Here is a 24115-nt window from a genome sequence, read left to right as displayed (position 1 = left end):
GGGCGGGGAATGTCAGTGGTGCGTGCTCTCATGGAGACATGATCGAGACACACGAAACCATCGACGAGTTTCTCGCCCGCCGCTCCTCCGACGTGGAGGAGCTGATCCGCAAGGCCGCGGCGAAGGAGATCCTGCCGCGCTGGCGGCGGCTCGGCGAGCACGATGTGGACCTCAAGTCCGGCCCGCACGACCTGGTGACGGACGCCGACCGGGACGCCGAGCTGTACCTCACGGGAGAGCTCGCCACCCTGCTGCCCGGCTCCGTCGTGGTCGGCGAGGAGGCGGTGCACGCCAATCCGGCGTCGTACGAGGCGATACAGGGCGACACCCCCGTGTGGATCGTCGACCCCGTCGACGGCACCCGCCAGTTCGTACGCGGCGAGACCGGGTTCTGCACGCTGGTGGCCCTCGCGGTGCGCGGAGTCGTCCACGCCTCCTGGACCTACGCCCCCGTCCGCGAGCAGTTCGCCACGGCCGTACGGGGCAGGGGCGCCCTCCTCGACGGCGAGCCGCTGCGCGCCGGCTCCCCTGAACCCGGCCGCGACCTGCGCGTGGCCACCTCCCACCCCGACTACACCACCGACGAACAGAAGCGCGCCCTGCTCGGCCTGTGGACCGAGGGCGTGGCTCCCCGCTCCTGCGGCTCCGCCGGGCTGGAATACCTGGCGATCGCCCGCGGCGAGTCCGACGCGACCGCGTTCAGCTGGGAGGCCGCCTGGGACCACGCGGCCGGACTGCTCCTGGTCGAGGAGGCGGGCGGCACCCACCTCACCCGCGCCGGCCTGCCCTTCGGCATCCGCGGCGGCAACACCCTGCCCTTCACCGCGGCCCGCGACGAGGCCACCGCCCGCCGGGTCGTGGACCTGCTGTCGCGGAAGGCCCCGGGAGAACGCGAGCGCCCCGGCATATCCTGATCCCCCAGTGGCCGTCGGCTGACGAAGGAGTCCGAAGGTGCCGTCGATGCTCGATGCGGTCGTGGTGGGTGCGGGGCCGAACGGTCTGACGGCTGCCGTGGAACTGGCCCGGCGCGGCTTCTCCGTGGCCCTGTTCGAGGCGAAGGGCACCGTCGGCGGCGGGGCCCGCACCGAGGAACTCACCCTGCCCGGTTTCCGCCACGACCCCTGCTCCGCCGCACACCCCCTCGCCATCAGCTCGCCCGCGTTCCGCGCCCTGCCGCTGGAGCGCTACGGCCTGGAGTGGCTGCACCCCGAACTCCCCATGGCGCACCCGTTCCCGGACGGCACCGCGGCCGTTCTCTCCCGGTCCGTGGGGGAGACCGCCGCCTCCTTCGGACCGCGTGACGCCGGCACGTACCGCCGGCTCGTCGAGCCGTTCCTGCCCAAGTGGGACACCCTGGCAAGGGACTTCATGTCCCTGCCGCTCACCGCGCTGCCCCGCGACCCGCTCACCCTCGCCCGCTTCGGACTGGTCGGGCTGCCCCCGTCGACCTGGCTCACCCGCCGCTTCCGCGACGAGCGGGCCCGCACCCTGTTCGCCGGCCTCGTCGCCCATGTCATGGCTCCCCTCGGCGGCTTCGCCACCTCCGCCGTCGGCCTGGTCTTCGCGCTCGCCGCGCACTCCCGCGGCTGGCCCGTCGCCCGCGGCGGCTCCCAGTCCCTCTCCGACGCCCTCGCCGCGTATCTGAAGGACCTCGGCGGCAGCGTCCACACCGACTACGAGGTCAAGCGCCTCGACGACCTGCCACCGGCCCGCGCCTACGTCTTCGACACCTCGCCCACCGCCCTGGCCCGCATCGCCGGCTTCGGCAGCCACTACGCGCGCTACCGCTACGGCCCAGGCGTCTTCAAGATCGACTACGCGCTGGACGGACCCGTCCCCTGGACCGCCCCCCAGGCCCGCACCGCCGGCACCGTACAGATCGGCGCGGACAGCGGCGAGATCGGCGCCGCCCTGCGCGCCGCGTCCCGCGAGGGCCGGGCCCCCGACGCGCCGTTCCTCATCACCGTGCAGCCCGGTGTCGTCGACCCCACCCGGGCCCCGGCGGGCAAGCACGTCTTCTGGGCGTACGGCCATGTGCCCAACGGCTGGACCGGCGACCTCACCGACGCCATCGAACGCCAACTGGAGCGCTTCGCCCCCGGTTTCCGTGACCGCGTCCTCGCCCGCGCCACCGCCGGCCCGCCCGAACTCGCCGCCCGCAACGCCAACTACGTCGGCGGCGACATCGCCTCCGGTGCGGCCTCCGGACTCCAGCTGATGCTGCGCCCGAAGCTCTCCCTGTCCCCGTACACCACCCCGCACCCCGCCGTGTTCATCTGCTCGTCGGCCACCCCGCCCGGCCCCGGAGTGCACGGCATGTCGGGTCACAACGCGGCGAAAGCCGTCTGGAAGAGGCTGCGACAGTCATGACCCCCACCCTCACCCTCGTCCAGGGCGACATCACCGAGCAGAGTGCCGACGCGATCGTCAACGCGGCCAATTCGTCCCTGCTCGGCGGCGGGGGCGTCGACGGCGCGATCCACCGCCGGGGCGGCCCGGAGATCCTGGCCGAGTGCCGCGCCCTGCGCGCCTCGCGGTACGGCAAGGGGCTCCGTACCGGCCAGGCGGTCGCCACCACAGCGGGCCGCCTCGACGCCCGCTGGGTGATCCACACCGTCGGCCCGGTGCACAGCGCCGGCGAGGACCGCTCCGCCCTGCTCGCCTCCTGCTACCGCGAGTCGCTGCGCGTCGCCGACGAACTGGGCGCCCGCACGGTCGCGTTCCCCGCCGTCTCGACAGGTGTCTACGGCTGGCCGATGGACGACGCGGCCCGCATCGCGGTGGAGGCCGTCCGAGCCGCCGGCACGGCGGTCGAGGAGGTCAGGTTCGTCCTCTTCGACGACCGGGCGTACACGGCGTTCGCGGAGCACGTCCGCTGACGCGTGCCCAGGGTCCGTCTGCACGGCGCCGTACACGCGTGTCCGGCACCGTGCGTGCGCGCACGGCGGCGCCGCCGCACGGACGGAGCGGTACTCGTCCGTACGGCGCCGCTTCCGCGCGCCCCGCCCCCGGCGTCAGTGGCCGCCCTCGCCCGGCAGGCAGGTGCCCTCGAGGGTGCGGCCGACGATCTCCACCTCGACATGGCCCGCGCCGTCGACCTCGCCGTTGACGCACACCCGGCCCTCACCGGAGCCGACCAGGACACCGTGATCGGGGACTCCGTAGCCCTGCCTGCGCAGTTCGACCTGCTCCGGCCGTACTCCGAGGGCCTCGGCGACCGCCGCGCCGAGCCCGTCGCCCGCCGACCCGCCGAGGACGGCGGTCAGCGCCCTCGCCCGCGGTGCGGCCGCCTCCTTCTGCTCGGCGGTGATCGATATCCGGTCGCGGTAGGCATGGTTCTCCGCCACCCGCTGGTTCCAGTCGAAGGGGATGCAGGGGGAAGGAGTCGGCCCCTGCTCCTCGGGGAGCGGACAGTAGGCCTGCGGCTCGGCGCGCGGCCGCTCGGCGTTCCCGCACCCGGCCGTGACCACGGCCAGCAGGACCAACGGCACGGCGACGAGGAACCGGCGACGACTTCGTGGCATGACCCGATCATTCCAGACGGGTCGGGCGTCCCGTTCCGGGTCGAACCATCAGGACCGCACAGAGTCCGACGGGATCGTTGCTTCGGTTGTGTTCGAGTTCTAGGGTGTGGCTGGCTCAGTAGTTGCTCCGTCACCAGCAGTCGCGATCTCTCCCTGCCGTAACGCGCTCCGTTCCTCGGCGTGTTGAGGAGAAGTCCGACGTGCCCTCAGTCCGCGCAGTGCTCTGTCGTACCGAGGAAGGCCACGGCCATGCCGCATCCCCCCATGTCTCCCGCCGACCGGTCCGCCCGCTTCGCCCGGCCGGCCGTCAGCCGCCGCCGGCTCCTCGAGTCCGGCGCCGCCGTGCTCGGCGCCCTCGCCCTGTCCACGTCGGCCGTCCCCGCGGGCGCGGCCGGCCGGCGGACGGCGGCCGACGCGCCCCCGGAGTGGAACGACTTCGGCGTCTTCCGGCTCGGCACCGAGCCCCCGCACACCACACTCATGCCGTACGCGGACGTCGGACAGGCCCTCGCCGCCGACCGTACCCGCTCGCCCTACCGGCTGAGCCTCGACGGCACCTGGAAGTTCGCCTACGCCGACCGTCCCGAGGACCGCGACCCCGACTTCCACCGCACCGACACCGACGACGGCGACTGGGACACCATCCCGGTCCCGTCCGTGTGGCAGCTGCACGGCCACGACTTCCCGATCTACCTGAACATCACCTACCCGTACTGGGGCCCCAACGGCCGCGGCGAGGAACCCCGGCCGCCCGCCGCCCCCACCCGCTACAACCCGGTCGGCCAGTACCGCCGCACCTTCACCGTCCCGCGCGACTGGAAGGGCCGGCGCACGTTCCTCCACTTCGAGGGCGTCAAGTCCGCCCACTACGTGTGGATCAACGGCGAACTCGTCGGCTACGACGAGGACTCCTACACACCGTCCGAGTACGACATCACCGACCACCTGAAGCCCGGCACCAACCAGATCGCCGTCGAGGTGTACCGCTACTCCGACGGCGACTGGCTGGAGGACCAGGACATGATCCGGCTGAGCGGCATCTTCCGCTCGGTCCATCTCTACTCCACCCCGGCCGTGCACCTGCGCGACTTCAGGCTGGACACCCCGCTGAACGACGCCTATACACAGGGAGAGCTGGCGGTCACGGCCAGCGTACGGGCGTACGGCGGCGCGGAGTCGGGCCGCTACACCGTCGAGACCCAGCTGTACGACGACCGGGGCCACGCCGTCTGGTCCCGTCCGCTGGAGCAGACCGCCGACCTGGGCACGGCCGGCGCGGGCGCGGACGTCACCGTACGCGCGGCGAAGGCCGTACGCGAGCCCCGGCTGTGGTCGGCCGAACACCCGAACCTCTACACGGCCGTTCTCCGGCTCCGCGACCCGGCCGGCAAGGTGACCGAGACGCTGTCCCACCGTGTCGGCTTCCGCGAGTTCGCCCTCGTGGACGGGCTGATGCGGATCAACGGCAGGCCCGTCTCCTTCCGCGGCACCAACCGCCACGAGATGCACCCGTCCCGCGGCACCGCGCTCACCCGCGAGGACCTGGTCGAGGACATCGGGATCATCAAGCGGATGAACATCAACTCCGTCCGCACCTCGCACTACCCGAACAACCCGCTGTGGTACGAACTCGCCGACGAGTACGGTCTCTACCTCGTCGACGAGACCAACCTCGAGACCCACGGCATCCGGGACGAGTACCCGGGCGACCACCCGGAGTGGACGGCGGCCTGTGTCGCCCGCGCCCAGAACATGGTCCACCGGGACAAGAACCACCCGTCGGTCGTCATCTGGTCGCTCGGCAACGAGGCCGGCGGCGGTTCCACCTTCACCGCCATGCACGACTGGATCCGCTCCTACGACACCACCCGCGTCATCCAGTACGAGGGCGACGACCGGCCGGGGATCAGCGACATCCGCTCCCGGATGTACGAGAGCCCGTCCCGTATCGAGCAGCGCGCCGCCGACACCGCCGACACCCGGCCGTACGTCATGATCGAGTACTCCCACGCGATGGGGAACTCCAACGGCAACTTCAAGAAGTACTGGGACACCGTCCGCCGTCACGACGTCCTTCAGGGCGGCTGGATCTGGGACTTCGTCGACCAGTCCCTCTACACACCCGTTCCCGTCCGTACCCTGCTCACCGAGTCGGGACCGGCCGGACTGCGCGGCGAGATCCTCGCCACTCGCGGCGAACTCGACCGCGACAAGGGCCTGTCCGGCATCACCGTCTTCGAACGCCACGACAGCCTCGACCTCACGGGCTCCCTGACCCTGGAGGCCTGGGTCACACCCGGGGTGACGGGAGATCACCAGCCCATCATCGCCAAGGGCGACACCCAGTACGCGCTCAAACAGAGCGGCCGGACCCTGGAGTTCTTCATCTACGGCGGCGGACAGTGGATCGCCGCGAACTGGACCGTGCCCGACGACTGGACCGGCCGCGAACACCATGTGGCGGGCGTCTTCGACGCGGACACCGGCACACTCACCCTGTACGCCGACGGCGCCGTGAAGGCCACCCGCACCACCGACCGGCGCCCCGCCAACAACACGGCGCCGCTCGCGCTCGCCTCCGATGCCGACAACCAGACCCGCGAGTTCAGCGGCACGATCCGCCGCGCCCGCGTCTACGCCCGCTCCCTCACCGCCGCCGAACTGGCCTCGGACGACCGGGGACCGGGCGACGACGGCGTACGGTTCTGGTTCGACGCCGCCACGGTGAAGACCGGCCGACGGCGGCCCGCGGAACGGACGTTCCTCGCCTACGGCGGAGACTGGGGCGACAACCCCAACGACGGCGCGTTCGTCGCCGACGGCATCGTCACCGCCGACCGGGGCCACACCGGCAAGGCCGCCGAGATCAAACGCGTCTACCAGGCGGTCCACGCCGCCCGCACCTCCGGCGCGTCCGACCCCGGCGCCGTCACCCTCACCAACGAGTATCTGTTCACCGAACTCCGTGAGTTCGAGGCCCGTTGGGAACTCGTCGCCGACGGCGAGGTGGTCCGGCGAGGGCGGCTCACCCGCGACCAGCTGAACGTGCCGCCGCTGTCCGAGAAGGACATCACCCTGCCCGTACACCTCCCCGGGGACCCGGCACCGGGCACGGAGTACTTCCTCCAGCTGTCCTTCACCACCAAGGAGTCCACCCCGTGGGCGAAGGCCGGTCACGAGGTGGCACGGCAGCAGCTCCCGCTCGACGCCAAAGGGCCGGCCGTCACCCCCGTACCCCTGTCGCGCGTTCCGGCCCTGCGCCACGAGGACCGCGACGAGGACATCCGCGTCACCGGGAGGGGCTTCTCCGTCACCGTCGACAGGCGCACCGGCACCATCACCTCCTACGAGGCGAAGGGCACCCGCCTGATCACCTCCGGGCCCGTGCCCAACTACTGGCGGGCCCCCACCGACAACGACCACGGCAACGGCCACCACACCCGCAACCAGACCTGGCGCGACGCCGGCGCCCGCCGCGAGGTCACCGGCGTCACCGTACGGACCCTGGACGACCGGGCCGTCGAGATCACGGTCGCCGGCACTCTGCCCACCTCGACGGAATCGACGTACACCACCCGCTACACGGTGTTCGGCAACGCCGAGATCAAGGTCGACAACACCCTCCACCCCGGCGCCCCGGACCTCCCCTACATCCCGGAGGTCGGCACGCTGCTGTTCCTGCCGCGCGGCCTGGACCGCCTGCACTACTACGGGCGCGGCCCCGAGGAGAACCACTGGGACCGCAACACCGGCACGGACGTGGGCCGTTACACGTCCACCGTCGCCGACCAGTGGACCCCCTACATCCGCCCCCAGGAGAACGGCAACAAGACGGACGTCCGCTGGGCGGCCCTCACCGACGGACGGGGGCGCGGCCTGCTGGTGTCGGGCGAACCCCTCCTGGAGATCAACGCCTCGCACTTCACCCCGGAGGACCTGTCGGCCGGAGTCCGGCACGACTACCAGCTCACTCCACGGGACGCGGTGGTCCTGCGGGTCAACCACCGGCAGATGGGCGTCGGCGGCGACAACAGCTGGGGCGCGCACACCCACGACGAGTTCAAACTCCTCGCCGACCGCGACCACACCTACACCTACCGGCTGCGCCCGCTCACCGACGTGGACGAGGCGACCGCCCTGTCCCGCAGGCCCACAGCGGGGGAGTGAGCGGGAGGATCCCACGGACCGCCCTGTGGGACCTCCGTGGCCACCTCCCGCTGCCGCTCGGCGTCGCGGGCCACGAGGGTTCCACGGCCCTGGTCCGTCTCGACGGACCGCGGCTGCTCCGTGAGCCGGCACGGCGATCCGGGCAGCCGCAGCACACATGAGGTCGATGTCGGATTCCCGCCGGACCCGGACGCCGTCCATGCCGGATCCTTGAGGCATGCAGAAGGGGATGCACACCGACACCGAGCGCTGCGTGCGCGCCGTCCGGTCGAAGGACGCGCGGTTCGACGGATGGTTCTTCACCGCCGTCCTGACCACCGGCATCTACTGCCGGCCCAGCTGCCCGGTGGTCCCGCCCAAGCCCGAGAACATGGTCTTCCACCCCAGCGCGGCCGCCTGCCAGCAGGCAGGATTCCGGGCCTGCAAGCGCTGCCGCCCCGACACCAGCCCCGGCTCGCCCGAGTGGAACGAGCGCGCCGACCTCGTCGCCCGCGCCATGCGTCTGATCGCCGACGGCGTCGTGGACCGCGACGGCGTCCCCGGACTCGCCGCCCGGCTCGGCTACAGCCCCCGGCAGATCGAACGCCAGCTCCTCGCCGAGCTGGGCGCGGGCCCCCTCGCGCTCGCCCGCGCCCAGCGCGCCCAGACCGCCCGGCTGCTCATCGAGACGACCCGGCTGCCCATGGCGGAGATCGCCTTCGCGGCGGGCTTCTCCTCCATCCGCACCTTCAACGACACCGTCCGTGAGGTCTACGCGCTCGCCCCGACCGACCTGCGCGCCCGAGTGCCCCGGGACGCCTCCCACGGCACCCCCGGCGTGCTCTCCCTGCGGCTGCCGTTCCGCGCCCCCCTCAACCCCGACAACCTCTTCGGCCACCTCGCCGCCACCGCCGTACCCGGTGTCGAGGAGTGGCGGGACGGCTCCTACCGGCGCACCCTGCGCCTGCCGTACGGGCACGGCATCGCGGCCCTCACCCCGCGCCCCGACCACATCGCCTGCCGCCTCACCCTCGGCGACCTCCGCGACCTCACCGTCGCCATCAGCCGCTGCCGCCGCCTGCTCGACCTGGACGCCGACCCGGTCGCCGTCGACGGCCTGCTGCGGACGGACCCGGTGCTCGCACCCCTGGTGGACAAGGCGCCGGGGCGCCGGGTGCCGCGTACGGTCGACGCGGACGAGTTCGCCGTACGGGCCGTCCTCGGCCAGCAGGTCTCCACGGCCGCCGCCCGCACGCACGCGGCCCGCCTGGTCACCGCGCACGGCACACCCGTCGACGACCCGGAGGGCGGCCTCACCCACCTCTTCCCGTCCCCCGAGGCGCTGGCCGCCCTCGACCCCGAGACCCTGGCCATGCCGCGCACCCGCCGCACCACCTTCACCACCCTGGTGGCCCACCTGGCCGACGGTTCGGTCAACCTGGGCGTCGAGAGCGACTGGGCCGAGACCCGCGCCCTGCTCCTCGCCCTGCCCGGCTTCGGCCCCTGGACCGCCGACGTCATCGCCATGCGCGCCCTGGGCGACCCGGACGCCTTCCTCCCCACCGACCTCGGCATCCGCCGCGCCGCCCGCGACCTGGGCCTGCCCTCCACCCCCGCCGCCCTCACCGCCCGCGCCGCGGCCTGGCGGCCCTGGCGGGCGTACGCCGTCCAGTACCTGTGGGCGACGGACAGCCACCCGATCAACTTCCTGCCGGTGTAGCGAGACCAAGGACCGAAACCGATGAGACACCACACCGTGACGGACAGCCCCTACGGTCCCCTGACACTCGTCGCCGACGACGGCGTCCTGTGCGGCCTCTACATGACCGGCCAGCGCCACCGCCCGCCCGAGGAGACCTTCGGCGCCCCCGACGACATCCCCTTCGCCGAGGCGCGGGAGCAGCTGACCGCCTACTTCTCAGGGGAGCTCAAGGAGTTCACCCTCCGACTGCGCCTGCACGGCACCCCGTTCCAGCGCGGCGTCTGGGACCAGCTGACCCGCATCCCGTACGGCGAGACCCGCACCTACGGCCAACTCGCCGGCACCCTCGGCAACTCCAGGGCCTCCCGCGCGGTGGGCCTCGCCAACGGGCGCAACCCGATCGGCATCATCGTCCCCTGCCACCGCGTCATCGGCACCAGCGGCAGCCTCACCGGCTACGGCGGCGGCCTGGACCGCAAACGACGCCTGCTGGACCACGAACGCGGAACCGCCTTGTTCTAGGCGGCGATCCTGCGCAACAGCTCGGGCAGTGAGGTGCCGAGCGGTTCGCGGACGACCTCGGCGGCCAGGTCGTCGTACGGGGTCGGTTCCGCGTTGACGACGATCAGGCGGGCGCCGTGGTCGGCCGCGACCTGGGCGAGGCCGGCGGCGGGGTGGACCTGGAGGCTGGTGCCGGCGGCGACGAAGACGGTGCAGGCCTTGCTGATCGCCGCCGCCTGGCCCAGCACCACGGGGTCGAGGTGCTCGCCGAACATCACCGTCGCCGGCTTCAGGACGCCACCGCAGTCCCGGCACGGAGGGTCGGTCTCGCCGGCCGCGACCCGGGCGAGGGCGTCCGACATCGGGCCGCGTGCGCGGCACTTGGTACACACCACGGTCCGTACCGTGCCGTGGAGTTCGAGCACCTTGCGGTCCGGCATGCCGGCGAGCTGGTGCAGACCGTCCACGTTCTGCGTGATCACCCGCACCGGCACCCCGGAGCGCTCCAGCTCGGCCACCGCGCGGTGCGCCGCGTTCGGCTCGATGGTGCGGGAGAAGTTCTCGCGCCGCATCCGCCAGGAACGGCGGCGGATCTCCGGGTCGCCCATGTAGTACTCGTACGTCACCAGCTTCTCGGCCTCGGGATCACGGCGCCACAGACCGTCCGGACCGCGGTAGTCCGGGATACCGGAGTCCGTGCTGACACCGGCACCGGTGAGAAGGGCGACGAGGGGCTTGCTCATGCGGGTGAGGGTAGGCGGAGCGGCGAGGGCGCGGCGAGCGGATAAAGGCCGCGGGCTCAGGGCACCCGGTGGCCGTCCTCCAGTTCCGCCGTGCCCGAACCGTCGGCGAGGACGTCCAGGGCGGCCAGCGCGCGCCAGCCCAGGGAGCCGCGCAGGTACCCGGTCAGCTCCTCGCGCGGTACGAGCCGCCAGGACAGCAGCTCCGACTCCTGCAACCGGATCGCGCCGAGGTCGTCCTCACCGAGCACGCCACCGTCGTAGAGATACAGCACCACCGGCGGCCGGCCGGGCCCCTTCACCCAGTCCACCACCAGCAGCCGGCCCGGTTCCCGGTCCAGTCCGATCTCCTCCAGGGTCTCCCGGCGTGCCCCGTCGCGCGGACTCTCGCCGTCGTCCGACTCGATCGTCCCGCCGGGCAGCCCCCACCCCTCCCGGTAATTCGGCTCGACGAGCAGCACCCGCCCCTCCCCGTCGCGGAAGAGGACGCCGGCGCCGGCGAGGACACGGGGGAGGGAGGCGATGTAGGTGGCGTAGTCCTGGACGGGCTGGGTGGTGGTCATGCCGGGAAGGGTAACCGCGGCACAGCGCACGGAGCCGGGCGCACGACAGCACACGCCGTCCCATGACCGGCACCGGACGGCGCGTACGCCGGGGCCCGGGTCTCAGGTCTCCGTGCGCGCCAGCCGCAGTGTGCGTTGCGCCAGGTCGCCGATGCGGGCGCCGTCGAAGCCGAATACGGCGCTGCGGACCGTGTCCCGGAGGGGGTCCTTCCACTGGCCGGGGATGCCCCGGGCGCCGCGGTGGACGCCGGCCACCGAGCCCGCCGTCGCGCCGTTGGAGTCGGTGTCCAGGCCGCCGCGCACGGTCAGGGCGATGGTGGTGGTGAAGTCGCCGTCGCCGTACAGCAGGCCGGCGGTGAGGACGGCCGCGTTCGGGACCGTGTGGATCCAGCCCAGGCCCGCCGTCTCCCGCGCCAGCGTGCCGAGCGTGTCCTCCCAGGGCAGCCCGGCCTCGTGCAGGGAGGCCACCCGGCGCACGGTGCGGGCGAGGCGGCAGCCCGCCGGGATCACCGTCAGCGCCTCGTCCACCGCCTGCCGCACCGTGGGCGCCGTGAACGCCGCCGAGATCAGCGCCGCCGCCCACATCGCCCCGTACACGCCGTTGCCGGTGTGGGACAGCACCGCGTCCCTGCGGGCCGACGAGGCGGCGCGGTGCGGGGCGCCCGGATAGGTCCAGCCGTGGACGTCGGCGCGGATGAGGGCGCCGATCCACTCCTGGTACGGGTTGTCGTAGGTGGCCGTGAGCGGGGGCTTGAGGCCGTTCGCGAGATTGCGGTAGGCGGCCCGTTCGGCGGTGAAGGTCTGGAGATACGGCAGTCGCAGCAGCCACAGGTCGCCGACCTGCTCGGTGGTGAAGGCGAAGCCGTGGGTCTCCAGCAGGTCGAGGCCGAGGATCGCGTAGTCGACGTCGTCGTCCCGGCAGCTGCCGTGGACGCGGCCGCGGACGCAGTCCCGCCACTCGGGCCGCAGGTCGCGGCCGTCGCGCTCGGTCGGCGGCGCGGGGAGGTAGTCGGTGAGCGGGAGGGCGTCCGCCCCGCGGAGGTAGCCGTCGATGCGCTCGCGCGTCCACACCTCGCCCTGCTCCACCGGTTTGCCGAGCATGTTGCCCGCGATCCGGCCCAGCCAGCCCCCGAGGATCCGGTCGGCGAGTCCCGGTCCCGTGTCCCCCGTGCTCATCGCGGTCATGGGACCGGTCTACCCGCTTCCGGGCCGTTTCACGGGCTGGGCGAGGCGTGGCGGCGACCGTGGCCGCCGGTTAAGGTCACAGCGGCGCGACTGGCCTTGCCGAGCGTGCGAGGCCCGGAGAACAAGGGGTAGGCAAGTGGCTGACGCTGCAGCAAGCGGCACTCGTACGGCGCAGTCGGCACAGCGGGTGCTCGTCGCCGCGGACAAGTTCAAGGGGTCGCTGACGGCCGTGGAGGTCGCCGAGCGGGTGACGGCCGGGCTGCGCCGGATCGTACCGGACCTGACGGTCGAGGCACTTCCGGTGGCGGACGGCGGCGACGGCACCGTGGCCGCCGCGGTCGCGGCCGGATTCCAACGGCGCGAGGTACGGGTCGCCGGCCCTCTCGGCGACCAGGTGACCGCGGCGTACGCGCTGCGTGACGGCACCGCCGTCGTGGAGATGGCGGAGGCGAGCGGGTTGCAGCGGCTGCCGTCCGGCGTCCTCGCACCGCTCACGGCGTCCACGTACGGCTCCGGTGAGCTGCTGCGGGCCGCGCTGGACGCGGGGGCGCGGAGCATCGTGTTCGGGGTGGGCGGCAGTGCCACCACGGACGGTGGCGCGGGGATGCTGTCGGCGCTGGGGGCGCGGTTCGTGACGGCGTCCGGTGAGCCGGTGGCTCCCGGCGGCGGGGGTCTCGCCGAGCTGGCGTCCGCCGATCTGTCCGGGCTGGACCCGCGGCTGGGCTCCGTGGAGTTCGTGCTGGCCAGTGACGTCGACAACCCGCTGACCGGGCCGAAGGGCGCGCCCGCGGTGTACGGGCCGCAGAAGGGGGCCTCGCCGGAGGACGTGGAGCGGCTGGACGCGGCGCTCGCGCACTTCGCGAAGGTGCTGGAGGGGGCGGTGGGGCCGAAGGCCGCGGAGTACGCCGCGTCCCCCGGCGCGGGCGCGGCCGGCGGCATCGGCTACGGCGCGCTGCTGCTGGGCGCCGTCTTCCGGCCGGGCATCGAGGTCATGCTGGACGTGCTCGGGTTCGCGCCGGCGCTGGACCGGGCGGATCTGGTGATCACCGGAGAGGGCTCCCTGGACGAGCAGACGCTGCACGGGAAGGCTCCCGCGGGAGTCGCCGCGGCGGCGCGTGCGGCGGACAAGGAGGTCGTCGCGGTGTGCGGGCGGCTGACGCTGCCGCCGGAGGTGCTGGGCCGGGCCGGGATCCGGCGGGCGTACGCGCTGACCGACCTCGAGCCGGACGTGGCGAAGTGCGTCGCGGAGGCGGGTCCGATCCTGGAACGCACGGCGGAACGGATCGCGCGCGACTTCCTGAGCTGACGACCCGTGGCCCTCCACCGGACCTGACGCCGTCTCACCCCTCGCGCCGCGCGGGTCCGGGGGGCACGGCCGGACCGTGTTGCGATCCGTCTCATCAGTGGTTCCATGGAAGGGAGGCACACGCGCGGGCAGACGTCCGAGACGTCCTTGCCGACGCGGGGCGGGGCGGCGCCATCCGGCCACGGCGACTGCTGTTGTTCCATGACGTCTCGCCGACAGGCGCAGCACGGAGGGAACGGACCCCATGCCCACCAAGGTCATCCGAAGCCCTGAGGGAAGGGAACGACCGCGCGACGCCCCCTGGTACACGTTGTATCCGAGGCGGTGGCTGGCCCGGACCGCCGGGGCGGTGGGCAGACGGTGGCGCACGTTCAGGACCGACAGGGAGGCCCGCAAGAGCATCGTCCCGAACCGCAGCTGGCACCCCTGGCGGCTCTCCCTCGGCCGCCTTCTGCGCGTCTTCGCCTTCCTCGGGACGGCCCTGCTGATCACCTGGGTGACGCTGAAGGCCTTCCACCCCTCGTGGTTCGAAACCCTGAGCGGGAACGATGCGGTCAACACCCTCTACTCGTTGACGAGTCCCATCCTGACGGGCGCCTTCCTCCTGGCGATCTTCCTGCTCCACTGGTACCACAAGGCCAAGAAACCGCTCGTCACGAAGGCGCGCACCAAGCCGCACGACCTGGTCCCCACGGCCGGAACGCTCGTCGACCGGATCGTCGGCCGCCGCGAACTGACCCAGGTGATAGCCCAGACGATCCGTGACCGGAGGACACGCAGGCCCTATCTGCTCGTCGGCGGGGTGGGCGTCGGCAAGACGGCCGTTCTCGTGGAACTCACCCGGATGCTGGCGCAACAGTCCGCCGTTCCCCTCCCCTTGCGCCTGCGCGACATGGACGGCGACGGCGAACTCGACTTCGAGAAGATGGCACGGCGCCGCTTCGCGGAAGAGGCGGACCAAGGAGTGTTCGCCGGCGGCAACATCGACAAGGCGTGGCGGCAACTACGGCTGGACGACAAGGCCGTGGTCATCGCCGACGGTCTGGAGGAGGCCCTCCTCGACGAGCGGTACCGGGAGGACCGCGACAACATCATCCGGCGGGCCATAGACCGGGCGGACCGTCAGAACCTCCCCGTGGTCATCGCCTCGCGCCCGCACGCGCCGCTGGAGGGAACCAGGGCCGCGATCACCGCTCTGGAGCCGCTGAGCGAGGAGGCGGCCCTGGAGTACCTGGTCCGCGAACCCGGCGAGGCGGACGAACGCCGGCTGGACTGGGTGGTGGAGACCGCCGAGGTCACGGATTCACCGATCTACCTGCGGATCGCCCGTCTGCTGCAACAGCGCGGACTGCTGGAGCACCTGACGCTCCGCGAGCGGAACGGCCGGCTGAACACACGCAGCAACGACTGTTCCACCATCAGGCTCTGGCTCATCGACACCTACCGCCAGGCCATGGAGAACGGCCTCGTGTGCGACCAACTGGTGATGGACCGGGAGGAACGCCGCGAGACCCTGTGGGTGGCGTCGGCGCTGGCCTGTCTCGGGCTGGTGCAGGACAGCATCGAGGTGTCGTTCGACGACTTCGTCGGCGCGTACCTGAACGACCTGCGCGACCGTGCGGGCTCCCCGGAGCACCCCGGGGAGCCGACGGCCGGCGGCCGGCAGGACGTGCTCCGTCCGGCCGTCTCGCCCGCGCAACGACAGGCGATATGGAGGGTGCTGGGCCGGAAGTTCGGCGAGTCGTCGTCCTGGACCGATCCCCTGGGATACCCCAACGAGTGCTACACCGAGCTGGCGCGGTACGCCGCCAACGCGCAGCTCCTCGGGCTGGTGAGGGGCTACGAGAACAAGGTCCGCTTCCCCCACAGCATCATCCAGGCGTACCTGGGTTACCGGCTGCTGAGCGAGGTCGAGGCCGACGGAGTGGCCGCCGTCGTCGAACCGGCTCTGCACAGCCCGGGCCCGTCCCGGGAACTCCTCATCGCCCTGGTGCTGCTCTCCCGTCACCGTGCGGCGCCCCCTTCCCCGCAGGCGGCCGTCCGGCCGGATCAGGGCCGGTCCCGGCGTCTTCTCCGCGGCCCGAGAACGCCACCGAGGCCGGCCGAGCTGCTCAGGGAGGCCGCGGCGGACCGGCACGACGCGAAGTACTTCGACCTGTACGCCGCGGCCTTGGAGATCGACAGTGTCGACCCGGCGCCGATACAGGAGGAGCTGGCCCGGGACCTCGACGAACAATGGGCGCACCTGGACATCAAGGGCGATCAGCGGACCGTCGAGGACGCGAAACTCGGGCTGGTGCGGCGCTTCGGAGCCGCTCTGCGCGAACGGGAGCGCCGCTGCGGGGAAAGCGGTCCGCTCCCGGGGAAGGCGCCCGCGCGACCGCACCTCCCTTACGAGCGCCTCTTCCGGATCGGCACGAACGAGACCTCCCAGCCGGTCCGGACCGCGATCGCGCACCAGATTGCCGCCGGCGGTGACACGGCCTTCCAGAGCCTGAGGCCGTGGTTCCCCCTCGGAACCGATCCCGTGGAGCAGTACCTGGCGAGGACCCACGAGGCCAAGCGGAGGCTGAACGACGACTACACCGCCTGGCTCGAGGAAGCGAACGCCGGCCATGCCCCCGACCCGAGCGCGGCGGCGCGGAGGCAGCAGAAGCACGACCGGTTCGTGCGGGAGTACGAGCAGCGCCGTACCACGCAGTGGCGCCACTTCGCCCTGCGGGCCTGGCTCGTTCCCATGTTCCTCGGGTCCGTCTCCGACAAGTACCGCGACGAGGCGAAGGAGCGGCTGAACCTCTGGCTGCGGCACCTGGCCACCCCGGCCGGACGGCCCGACGCCCTCCTGCCGTCCGCCGGGCCCGGCGAGCCGGACCTGCCGCTCTCCCTGGAGAACGCCATGGCCCAGGGCTTCAAGAACGCGGCGAACCGCAGGAGACGGCACCCGGACGTCCACGAGGAGACCCGGGCCCACCTGGTGAGGCAGGCGGAGCGGATGCTCGTCTCCAGCCGCTCCTGGTACGCGCAGCTGAGCCTGCTCCACGCACTGTGCCTGTGGGAGCTCCCCGACACCGTCGGGCGTGCGGCCCGGCCCGGAGCGGCGGAGTACCGGCACAGCGCCACGACGCCGGCGACCGGCTCCGGAACGGACGTCTCCACGGCGTCCGGCGCTCCCGTCGAGCCCGTGCGGACGGTCAACCGATGGCTCGCGATAGCAGGGAGCACACACGGCACCGCGGCGGCCGGCAGGGCACACGACCGTCACGCCGGCGAGGTCCTCCACCCGTTCGTAGCCGAAGCGGGTGATCTGGTGACCCTCGCCCTGGAGACGGGACACCCGGAGCAGTTCCTCTGGACCGACGAGCACAGTGCCATCGACAACGTGGGGTCCACTCCGGCCGACCCGGAGCGCTACCGCAAGCACAACCTGTGGATCGCCCCGTCGTCCGGCTGGAGCAGCCTGCACCCGCGGGCACAGCGCCTTCTCGCCGACGTCCTGATCATGCTCAACCTCACCGAGCGCGACGGGAGCCCGGACGACATCGAGGAACGTCTGGACCGCGCGAACAGGGACGCCCTACCGCCCTGCCTCACCCACGACCGCGGCCCGCTCCACCCCGAGCTCAGTGTGGGCCGGGCCGACCGGGGCGGGCCGGGTTCCACCTGCCTGCCGACCTGCAAGCTCCGTCTGTGCCCCTACCCCCCCAAGGCCGGAAAGGCGCAGACGGAGATCGAGGAGCCGTTCTGCCGGCAGCAGCAGGCCCTCCTGCACAGCCGCTCCCGCTGGCACGTACCGGTCTTCACCCGCCGCACCGCGCCGTGGGTGAGCATCCCGGTGAAGGAGCTGCACGCCTTCTGGGAGGTGATGGCCGACCGGAACCGCAAGACCCCCGAGAGGGACGAGCAGAGCCTGTGAAACGCCCGCACCGCCGCGGCCGGGCGCCGGACGGACGAGGGCCCCGGACCCTGCCCGGGTCCGGGGCCCTCGAAGAACGGCGGCGTTACGGCAGCTGTGCCGCCCGCGCCTCGCGACGGTTGTCGCGGAAGTTGTTCACACGGCGAGCCGTGGCGAACAGCGGAATCACCGCACCCATCACCAGCTGCAGCGCGCACCCCGTCTGCAGCAACAGCTGCCCGCTCGGCGCGTCGAACGCCCACGCCGCCAGCAGCCCCATCGACAGCACGATCCACGACAGCATGGCCACCGCCAGACGCCCCCGCGGCTTCGGGTACTCCACCCGGCTCACCATCAGCCACGCCGTCCCGATGATCGCCAGCAGCGTCGCCACGAACGGCAGCTCGAGCAGCACGATCGACACGACCGTCAGCGCGCCGAACGGCGACGGCATGCCCTGGAAGGTGCCGTCCTTCACCGTGACGCAGGAGAACCGCGCCAGCCTCAGCACCACCGCCAGCAGCACCACGATCGCCCCGACCGCGGCCACTCTCTGGTGCGCGTCGTCCGCGACCATGCCGTAGACGAGGACGAAGTACGCCGGCGCCAGGCCGAAGCTGATCAGGTCGGACAGGTTGTCCAGCTCCGCACCCATCGGCGACGAGCGCAGCTTGCGCGCCACCAGACCGTCGAAGAGGTCGAAGACCGCCGCGCACAGCATCAGGATGACGGCCGTGGCCGCGCTGTGGCGGGCCATGCCCGTCTCCTGGCTGCCCTGCAGGTGCGGGATCAGGATGCCGGTGGTGGTGAAGTACACCGCCATGAAGCCGCACGTCGCGTTGCCGAGCGTGAGCGTGTCCGCTATCGAGAGGCGGAGCGAGAGAGGCATCTCCTCCTCGTCGTCCGCCTCGTCGGCCTCCGGCACCCAGCCGGTCTGTGTCTCGGGATCAACCACGGTCAATTCGAGTCACCCCAGCCACCGTCTTCTGACCGACCTCGACGGCCACCTCCACGCCTTCCGGCAGGTAGATGTCGACACGCGAGCCGAAGCGGATCAGACCGATGCGCTCGCCCTGCTCGACCTTGGTGCCCTGCGGCACGTAGGGGACGATACGGCGGGCGACCGCGCCGGCGATCTGGATCATCTCGATGTCGCCGAGCTCGGTGTCGAAGTGCCACACGACGCGCTCGTTGTTCTCGCTCTCCTTGTTGAAGGCGGGAACGAAGCCACCGGGCACGTGCTCGACCGACGTCACGGTACCGGCCAGCGGGGCCCGGTTCACGTGGACGTTGAGCGGGCTCATGAAGATCGCGACGCGGGTACGCCCGTCCTTCCACGGCATGATGCTCTGCACCACACCGTCGGCGGGCGAGATGACCCTGCCCTGGGCGATCTCACGCTCGGGGTCGCGGAAGAACCACAGCATCCCCGCCGCCAGGGCGGTGGCGGGGACGGCGACGGCCTTGGCGGCACCCGAGCGGCGGGCGCGCAGCAGGCTGACGGCTGCGGTGGCGACGGTCGGCAGGAGCCACGGCGAGGCTCCGCGCGCGAGGCGTACGCCGGTGCGGCTGTCGCGAGGTGCAGAGGTTTGGCTGTGGGGCATGGATGACCTTCGTAGCGGATGATGCCGCGCACTTGCGGGGGACGGCGGCTTTCCGGCGATCGTAGCGGCTCCCGGCCGCAACTGGGTAAGCCAGTCAGTCGAGTCGACGGCCGAAGAGTGCGTACGGGGTGTGATCCTCTTCTCCAAGAAAACACCCCGTATCCGGACATCTAACCCTGGAATCGATACTCTTCGAGCAGTCGGCGGCCAATGATCATTTTCTGGATCTCGGCGGTGCCTTCGCCGATCAGCAGCATCGGTGCCTCGCGGTAGAGGCGCTCGATCTCGTACTCCTTGGAGAAGCCGTAGCCGCCGTGGATCCGGAAGGAGTCCTCCACGACCTCCTTGCAGTATTCGGAGGCGAGGTACTTCGCCATCCCCGCTTCAAGGTCGTTTCGTTCACCGGAGTCCTTTTTGCGTGCCGCGTTCACCATCATCGCATGCGCGGCCTCCACCTTGGTAGCCATCTCCGCCAGCTTGAACTGGATGGCCTGGTGCTGGGCGATCGGCTTGCCGAAAGTGTGCCGCTGCTGGGCGTACCGCACGCCGAGCTCGAAGGCACGCTGAGCGACGCCGCAGCCACGCGCCGCCACGTTGACACGGCCCACCTCGACCCCGTCCATCATTTGGTAAAAACCTCGGCCGGTGGCCCCGCCGAGCACCCGGTCGGCGGAAACCCGCAGGCCATCCATGATGAGCTCGGTCGTGTCGACGCCCTTGTAGCCCATCTTGTCGATCTTGCCGGGGATGGTGAGACCCGGGCGCACCTCACCGAAGCCGGGCTCCTTCTCCACCAGGAAGGTCGTCATCGACCTGTGCGGCGCCGTGCCCTCGGGGTGACCCTCGTCACTTCGGACCAGAACGGCCACGAGGGACGACGTGCCGCCGTTGGTCAGCCACATCTTCTGGCCGTTCAGGACGTACGAGTCACCGTCCTTCACCGCCTTCGAGGTGATCGCCGACACATCGGAGCCCAGGCCCGGCTCCGACATCGAGAACGCGCCCCGGATGTCACCGGCCGCCATCCTGGGAAGGAAGTGGTCCTTCTGTTCCTGCGTGCCGTGCTGCTTGAGCATGTACGCCACGATGAAGTGGGTGTTGATGATGCCGGACACCGACATCCAGCCGCGGGCGATCTCCTCGACGCACAGCGCGTAGGTGAGGAGGGACTCGCCCAGGCCGCCGTACTCCTCCGGAATCATCAGGCCGAAGAGGCCCAGTTCCTTGAGGCCGTCGACGATCTGCTGCGGGTACTCGTCGCGGTGCTCCAGCCCGGTGGCGACCGGGATGATCTCCTTGTCCACGAAGTCGCGGACGGTGGACAGGATCTCCTGCTGGACGTCGGTCAGACCGGCCGTCCGGGCGAGTCGCGCCATGGCTACTTCTCCTGCTCACGCTGTGAGATGTCCAGCGGCTCCGGGCGGCCGGGCTGCTCGCCGCCGCGCTCCTTGATGTACGTCTCGGTCGGCACCATCACCTTGCGGCGGAACACGCAGACCAGCGTGCCGTCCTGCTTGTAGCCCCTGGTCTCGACGTACACGATCCCGCGGTCGTTCTTCGACTTGGACGGCCACTTGTCGAGCACGGTCGTCTGGCCGTACACCGTGTCGCCGTGGAAGGTCGGTGCCACGTGCTTCAGCGACTCGATCTCCAGGTTGGCGATCGCCTTGCCGGAGACGTCGGGCACCGACATGCCGAGCAGCAGGGAGTAGACGTAGTTCCCGACCACCACGTTCCTGCCGAAGTCCGTCGTCTTCTCGGCGTAGTTGGCGTCCATGTGGAGCGGGTGGTGGTTCATGGTGAGGAGACAGAACAGATGGTCGTCGTACTCGGTGACCGTCTTCCCCGGCCAGTGCCTGTACACGGCCCCGACCTCGAACTCCTCGTAGGTGCGTCCGAACTGCATCGCCCTCAGCCCTCCGGGATCTCGAACTTCGACGTGCGCCGCAGGCCGGCCGCGCGTCCCTTGCCCGAGATGACCAGGGCCATCTTGCGGCTGGCCTCGTCGATCATCTCGTCGCCGAGCATGGCCGAGCCCTTCCTGCCGCCGGCCTCGGACGTGTAGTAGTCGTACGCGTCCAGGATCAGTTCGGCGTGGTCGTAGTCCTCCTGGGAGGGCGAGAAGATCTCGTTGGACGCCTCCACCTGGCCGGGGTGCAGCACCCACTTGCCGTCGAAGCCGAGGGCGGCGGCGCGCCCGGCGACCTCGCGGTAACCGTCCACGTTGCGGATCTGCAGGTAGGGGCCGTCGATCGCCTGGAGGTCGTTGGCCCGGGCGGCCATCAGGATCTTCATCAGGATGTAGTGGTAGGCGTCCGCCGGGTAGCCGGGCGGCTGCTCGCCCACGACGAGGGACTTCATGTTGATGGAGGCCATGAAGTCGGCCGGGCCGAAGATGATGGTCTCGACACGCTGGGACGCGGTCGCGATCTCGTTGACGTTGTTCAGGCCCTGCGCGTTCTCGATCTGCGCCTCGATGCCGATCCGGCCGACCTCGAAGCCCATCGTCTTCTCGATCTGCGTCAGCAGCAGGTCCAGGGCGACGATCTGCTCGGCCGTCTGCACCTTCGGCAGCATGATGCAGTCGAGGTTCTGGCCGGCGCCCTCGACGACCGTCACGACGTCCCGGTACGTCCACTCCGTGGTCCAGTCGTTGACGCGCACCACACGGGTCTTGCCGGTCCAGTCGCCCTCGTTGAGGAACTTCACGATGGTGTGCCGCGCCTCGGGCTTGGCGAGCGGCGCGCAGGCGTCCTCCAGGTCGAGGAAGACCTGGTCCGCCGGGAGCCCCTGGGCCTTCTCCAGGAAGCGCGGGTTCGAGCCCGGTACCGCCAGGCAGGAGCGCCGGGGGCGAAGGCGGTTGAAGGAAGGGGGTGCGGCGGAGCCGCCCGTTGGAAGGGCGGTGGCGGGCGACGGATGGGCCGTCATGCGGGGACCTCCAGGGGGTCGAGCCTGTTCGCGGTGCGGATCTCGTCGACGATGCGGCCGATGATCCCGGTGATGTCGAAGTCCTTCGGGGTGAAGACCGCGGCGACTCCCGCGGCCCGCAGTTGTTCGGCGTCACCGTTCGGGATGATGCCACCGGCGATCACCGGTATGTCTGTGGCGCCTGCCACACGCAGCCGTTCGAGTACGTCCGGCACCAGTTGGGCGTGCGAGCCGGACAGGATGGACAGGCCCACCGCGTGGACGTCCTCCGCGAGGGCGGCGTCCACGATCTGCTCCGGGGTGAGCCGGATGCCCTGGTAGACCACCTCGAACCCGGCGTCCCGGGCCCGTACGGCGATCTGCTCGGCGCCGTTGGAGTGCCCGTCCAGGCCCGGCTTGCCGACCAGGAAGCGCAGCTTGCCCACGCCCAGGTCCTTCGCCGTGAGCTCCACCCCGCGGCGCACCTCGGACAGGGCCGAGCCCTCCTCGGCGGCGATCGCGACCGGTGCCGAGGACACGCCCGTCGGCGCCCGGAACTCGCCGAACACCTCGCGCAGTGCCCCGGCCCACTCGCCGGTCGTCGCGCCGGCCCTGGCGCACTCCAGGGTCGCCTCCATCAGGTTGGCGGTGCCGCGCGCGGCCTCCTTCAGCTTCTCCAGCGCCTTGCAGGGACGCGGGTGGTTGAAGGGCGGCTGATAGCGGCTGTCGCGCCAGTTCCGCAGCGCGGCGACGACCCTGGCCTCCACCGCGGGGTCGACCGTCTGGATCGCGGTGTCCAGATCGGCGGTCAGCGGATTGGGCTCGGTCCCCTCGAAGGCGTTCACACCGATGATCTTCTCCGCGCCCGACTCGATCCGCGCGCGGCGTTCGGCGTGCGAGGAGACCAGCTGGGACTTGAGGTAGCCGGACTCGACGGCCGCCATCGCGCCGCCCATCTCCTCGATCCGCCCCATCTCCGCGAACGAGTCCGCGACCAGCTGCTCCACCTTCGCCTCGATCACCTTCGACCCCTCGAAGATGTCGTCGTACTCGAGCAGATCGCTCTCGTACGCCAGGACCTGCTGGATGCGCAGCGACCACTGCTGGTCCCAGGGGCGGGGCAGGCCGAGGGCCTCGTTCCAGGCCGGCAGCTGTACGGCACGGGCGCGGGCGTCCTTGGAGAGGGTGACGGCCAGCATCTCGAGGACGATCCGCTGGACGTTGTTCTCCGGCTGTGCCTCGGTCAGGCCGAGGGAGTTGACCTGGACGCCGTAGCGGAAGCGGCGGTGCTTGGGGTTCTCGATGCCGTACCGCTCGCGTGTGACCTGGTCCCAGATGCGTCCGAACGCGCGCATCTTGCACATCTCCTCGACGAAGCGGACGCCCGCGTTCACGAAGAAGGAGATACGGCCGACGACATCGCCCATGCGCTCCCGCGGCACCTGGCCACTGTCGCGTACGGCGTCGAGCACGGCGATCGCGGTGGACATCGCGTACGCGATCTCCTGCACCGGCGTGGCGCCCGCCTCCTGCAGGTGGTAGCTGCAGATGTTGATCGGGTTCCATCTGGGGAGGTGGGAGACCGTGTACGCGATCATGTCCGTCGTCAGGCGGAGCGAGGGGCCCGGCGGGAAGACGTGCGTGCCCCGGGACAGGTACTCCTTGACGATGTCGTTCTGGGTGGTGCCCTGCAACCGGGTGATGTCCGCGCCCTGTTCCTCGGCGACGACCTGGTAGAGCGCCAGCAGCCACATGGCGGTGGCGTTGATCGTCATCGAGGTGTTCATCTGCTCCAGGGGGATGTCCTGGAACAGCCGGCGCATGTCACCGAGGTGCGCGACCGGCACACCCACCCGGCCGACCTCGCCGCGGGCGAGCACGTGGTCGGAGTCGTATCCGGTCTGCGTCGGCAGATCGAAGGCGACCGACAGCCCGGTCTGTCCCTTGGCGAGGTTGCGCCGGTACAGCTCGTTGGACGCCTCGGCGGTGGAGTGACCGGCGTACGTCCGCATCAGCCACGGCCGGTCCTTCTGACGTTCTGTCAT

18 protein-coding genes are annotated in these 24115 nt (G+C 71.3%); 8 read left to right on the top strand and 10 right to left on the bottom strand.

The window, feature by feature from the left end; all coding sequences use genetic code 11:
• Nucleotides 1–38: 38 nt before the first annotated feature.
• From ACGFR9_RS01880 to ACGFR9_RS01870, 3 genes are read left to right on the top strand one after another with little or no spacing between them, the layout of a single operon-like run.
• On the top strand, nucleotides 39–914 hold the full coding sequence (locus ACGFR9_RS01880; protein ID WP_393201937.1) for an inositol monophosphatase family protein: 876 nt from the start codon (nucleotides 39–41) through the stop codon (nucleotides 912–914).
• A 46-nt stretch (nucleotides 915–960) separates the two neighbouring features.
• Nucleotides 961–2370, top strand: coding sequence for a phytoene desaturase family protein (locus ACGFR9_RS01875; RefSeq protein ID WP_393201936.1), 1410 nt, complete (start codon nucleotides 961–963; stop codon nucleotides 2368–2370).
• The gene (locus tag ACGFR9_RS01870; RefSeq protein WP_393201934.1) at nucleotides 2367–2879 is read left to right on the top strand and encodes an O-acetyl-ADP-ribose deacetylase; all 513 of its coding nucleotides are present in this window, start codon (nucleotides 2367–2369) and stop codon (nucleotides 2877–2879) included. The genes ACGFR9_RS01875 and ACGFR9_RS01870 overlap by 4 nt, the downstream gene beginning before the upstream one ends.
• Before the next feature lie 135 nt (nucleotides 2880–3014).
• Here the strand turns inward: ACGFR9_RS01870 and ACGFR9_RS01865 are convergent, their stop codons facing one another.
• The gene (locus ACGFR9_RS01865; protein WP_393201933.1) at nucleotides 3015–3524 is read right to left on the bottom strand and encodes a precorrin-3B C(17)-methyltransferase; all 510 of its coding nucleotides are present in this window, start codon (nucleotides 3522–3524) and stop codon (nucleotides 3015–3017) included.
• 249 nt (nucleotides 3525–3773) lie between these two features.
• Here ACGFR9_RS01865 and ACGFR9_RS01860 point away from each other — a divergent pair, with 249 nt between their 5' ends.
• From ACGFR9_RS01860 to ACGFR9_RS01850, 3 genes are all read left to right on the top strand, one after another.
• The gene (locus ACGFR9_RS01860; protein ID WP_393201932.1) at nucleotides 3774–7691 is read left to right on the top strand and encodes a glycoside hydrolase family 2 TIM barrel-domain containing protein; all 3918 of its coding nucleotides are present in this window, start codon (nucleotides 3774–3776) and stop codon (nucleotides 7689–7691) included.
• Between the two features lie 217 nt (nucleotides 7692–7908).
• Nucleotides 7909–9390 (top strand): AlkA N-terminal domain-containing protein, encoded by a 1482-nt coding sequence (locus tag ACGFR9_RS01855; protein ID WP_393201930.1) that lies wholly within the window; start codon nucleotides 7909–7911, stop codon nucleotides 9388–9390.
• A 21-nt stretch (nucleotides 9391–9411) separates the two neighbouring features.
• Nucleotides 9412–9894: a methylated-DNA--[protein]-cysteine S-methyltransferase gene (locus ACGFR9_RS01850; protein ID WP_393201928.1), complete on the top strand. Its 483-nt coding sequence runs from the start codon at nucleotides 9412–9414 to the stop codon at nucleotides 9892–9894.
• On the opposite strand, the gene ACGFR9_RS01845 is transcribed toward ACGFR9_RS01850, so the two are convergent.
• The 3 genes from ACGFR9_RS01845 to ACGFR9_RS01835 form a co-directional block, all read right to left on the bottom strand.
• Nucleotides 9891–10616, bottom strand: coding sequence for an NAD-dependent deacetylase (locus ACGFR9_RS01845; protein ID WP_393201926.1), 726 nt, complete (start codon nucleotides 10614–10616; stop codon nucleotides 9891–9893). The two genes, ACGFR9_RS01850 and ACGFR9_RS01845, sit on opposite strands and share 4 nt — an antisense overlap.
• Before the next feature lie 56 nt (nucleotides 10617–10672).
• Nucleotides 10673–11176 (bottom strand): NUDIX domain-containing protein, encoded by a 504-nt coding sequence (locus ACGFR9_RS01840; protein WP_393201924.1) that lies wholly within the window; start codon nucleotides 11174–11176, stop codon nucleotides 10673–10675.
• Between the two features lie 102 nt (nucleotides 11177–11278).
• A complete protein-coding gene (locus ACGFR9_RS01835; protein ID WP_393202744.1) occupies nucleotides 11279–12352 on the bottom strand; it encodes an ADP-ribosylglycohydrolase family protein in 1074 nt (357 codons plus the stop codon).
• 145 nt (nucleotides 12353–12497) lie between these two features.
• Between ACGFR9_RS01835 and ACGFR9_RS01830 the strand changes: the two genes are divergently transcribed.
• On the top strand, nucleotides 12498–13667 hold the full coding sequence (locus ACGFR9_RS01830; protein ID WP_393201922.1) for a glycerate kinase: 1170 nt from the start codon (nucleotides 12498–12500) through the stop codon (nucleotides 13665–13667).
• A gap of 244 nt (nucleotides 13668–13911) precedes the next feature.
• Nucleotides 13912–17580: an ATP-binding protein gene (locus ACGFR9_RS01825; RefSeq protein WP_393201920.1), complete on the top strand. Its 3669-nt coding sequence runs from the start codon at nucleotides 13912–13914 to the stop codon at nucleotides 17578–17580.
• Nucleotides 17581–17665: 85 nt separating this feature from the next.
• On the opposite strand, the gene pssA is transcribed toward ACGFR9_RS01825, so the two are convergent.
• The 6 genes from pssA to ACGFR9_RS01795 all read right to left on the bottom strand — a co-directional run bounded on the left by pssA (nucleotide 17666) and on the right by ACGFR9_RS01795 (nucleotide 24115).
• Entirely contained in the window at nucleotides 17666–18484 is an 819-nt protein-coding gene (gene pssA / locus ACGFR9_RS01820; RefSeq protein ID WP_030211852.1) for a CDP-diacylglycerol--serine O-phosphatidyltransferase, read from the bottom strand.
• 22 nt (nucleotides 18485–18506) lie between these two features.
• Nucleotides 18507–19163 (bottom strand): phosphatidylserine decarboxylase, encoded by a 657-nt coding sequence (locus ACGFR9_RS01815; RefSeq protein WP_030211849.1) that lies wholly within the window; start codon nucleotides 19161–19163, stop codon nucleotides 18507–18509.
• A 170-nt stretch (nucleotides 19164–19333) separates the two neighbouring features.
• Nucleotides 19334–20539 carry an acyl-CoA dehydrogenase family protein gene (locus tag ACGFR9_RS01810; protein ID WP_393201918.1) on the bottom strand — a complete coding sequence of 402 codons (1206 nt, stop codon included), beginning with the start codon at nucleotides 20537–20539 and terminating at the stop codon, nucleotides 19334–19336.
• Between the two features lie 2 nt (nucleotides 20540–20541).
• On the bottom strand, nucleotides 20542–21069 hold the full coding sequence (locus ACGFR9_RS01805) for a MaoC family dehydratase (RefSeq protein WP_393201916.1): 528 nt from the start codon (nucleotides 21067–21069) through the stop codon (nucleotides 20542–20544).
• Between the two features lie 5 nt (nucleotides 21070–21074).
• Nucleotides 21075–22091 (bottom strand): HpcH/HpaI aldolase/citrate lyase family protein, encoded by a 1017-nt coding sequence (locus ACGFR9_RS01800; protein WP_393201914.1) that lies wholly within the window; start codon nucleotides 22089–22091, stop codon nucleotides 21075–21077.
• On the bottom strand, nucleotides 22088–24115 hold the full coding sequence (locus ACGFR9_RS01795; protein ID WP_393201912.1) for a protein meaA: 2028 nt from the start codon (nucleotides 24113–24115) through the stop codon (nucleotides 22088–22090). Before ACGFR9_RS01795 ends, ACGFR9_RS01800 begins: the two co-directional genes overlap by 4 nt.

Source organism: Streptomyces sp. NPDC048584 (assembly GCF_043199595.1).
Taxonomy (GTDB): Bacteria; Actinomycetota; Actinomycetes; order Streptomycetales; family Streptomycetaceae; genus Streptomyces; species Streptomyces edwardsiae.
Note: the sequence above shows the minus strand (reverse complement) of the source record. Positions and strands in the feature narration are given on the sequence as shown.